This window comes from Psychrilyobacter sp. (genome assembly GCF_049671765.1).
Classification (GTDB): domain Bacteria; phylum Fusobacteriota; class Fusobacteriia; order Fusobacteriales; family Fusobacteriaceae; genus Psychrilyobacter.
This window is the reverse complement of record NZ_JBATVM010000242.1, coordinates 1-1,779: the sequence shown is the minus strand read 5'-3', so window position 1 is coordinate 1,779 and position 1,779 is coordinate 1. Positions and strand designations below refer to the sequence as shown.

Sequence of the window (1,779 nt, the reverse complement as noted above, 5' to 3'; positions counted from 1 at the left end):
AGTAGGGGCTTGTATAATAAATGAAGATAAAAAAATTGTTGGAGCTGGATACAATGGATTTCCCAAAGGATGTTCTGATGATGAGTTTCCATGGGGAAGAGATGGAGGTTTTTTAGAGACTAAATATCCATTTGTAATGCATGCAGAACAAAACGCAATCTTAAATAGTATAAAAAATTTAAAAAATTGTACTATATATGTAGGGTTGTTTCCATGCCATGAGTGTGCAAAGTCAATAATTCAAAGTGGAATAATTAAGGTAGTATATCTTTCGGATAAATATGATGGTACAGATTCAAATAAGGCATCTAAGATGCTTTTAAACAGTGCTGGGGTAAAGTACACTAAATTAATTCCAAGAAAAATGGAAATATCTATATCTTTAGATGAAAATTTAATTTAATTTTAAAATCGGTAACCTATGTTACCGATTTTTTTCTTTCCTTATTGATATAATCAATTATAGAAATTACACTTCCTTTATGAAGCGAAAATGCTACTAAAAGAAAGAGTAAATAAAAAATGGAGGAGATAATATGTCAATGTTTTGTTACCAATGTCAAGAAACAGCAAAAGGAACTGGATGTACAATAGCGGGTGTTTGTGGGAAGAAGCCAGAAACTTCTAATTTACAAGACTTATTAATATATACAGCTAAATCAATAGCTATTTTAAGAGAAGGGCTTGATTTAGAAACAAGAAAATCTTGTGGTTGTTGTGAAGGTCTTGATTACTATATAACAAATGCATTATTTACCACTATAACAAATGCCAATTTTGATGACGAGGCTATCGCAGCTCAAATTACAGAAGGTTTAGCGTTAAGAGATAAATTAAAAGCTAATTTCATTAAAAAAGGAAGAACTCCTAAGAGATTAGAAAATCATGATGCATTAACTTTTACAGTAGAAACTATGGAAGAGATGCAAGATAAATCATTATCAGTAGGAGTATTAGCGACTGAAGATGAAAATATTAGATCTCTAAGAGAACTTACTATATATGGATTAAAAGGAATGGCAGCATATTATGAGCACTCAGTAAACTTAGGATATAAAAAGCAAGAGATCGTAATGTTTATAGAAAAAGCTTTAGTATCTACATTAGATAACACTTTAGGATTAGATGAATTAGTAGCATTAGTATTAGAAACTGGAAAATTTGGTGTAGATGTAATGGCATTATTGGACAGTGCAAACACAGGAAGATTTGGAAACCCTGAATTAACTGAAGTAAATATTGGAACAAAATCAAATCCTGGAATCTTAATTTCTGGACATGATTTAAATGATATAGTTCAATTATTAGAGCAAACAAAAGGAACTGGAGTAGATATCTATACTCATTCAGAGATGTTACCAGCTCATTATTATCCTGAGTTAAAGAAATATGATCATTTAGTAGGAAACTACGGAAACGCATGGTGGAAGCAAAAAGAGGAGTTTGAATCATTTAACGGACCTATCTTATTCACAACTAACTGTATAGTTCCTCCAAAAGCGGGAGCATCATATGAAGGTAAAGTGTTTACAACAAATGCAGCTGGATACCCAGGATGGGTTAGTATCAAAGAAGACGAGAATGGAAAGAAAGATTTCTCTGAAATCATAGAAATGGCAAAAACTTGTGAAGCACCAACTCAAATTGAAGAGGGATCTATCGTAGGTGGATTTGCTCATGAGCAAGTATTCGCATTAGCTGATAAAGTAGTGGATGCAGTTAAAACTGGAGCAATCAAGAAGTTCTTCGTAATGGCAGGTTGTGACGGAAGAATGAAAT

Annotated in this window: 2 protein-coding genes; both read left to right on the top strand. The window is 32.3% G+C overall.

Annotated features, from left to right (window positions below; genetic code table 11):
* The coding region (locus WBG30_RS11750) for a deoxycytidylate deaminase (protein WP_424504848.1) at positions 1 to 403 on the top strand (403 nt) is incomplete at its 5' end.
* A 133-nt stretch (positions 404 to 536) separates the two neighbouring features.
* Positions 537 to 1,779: hydroxylamine reductase (hcp, locus tag WBG30_RS11745; protein WP_424504847.1), on the top strand; the 1,243-nt coding region annotated here is incomplete at its 3' end.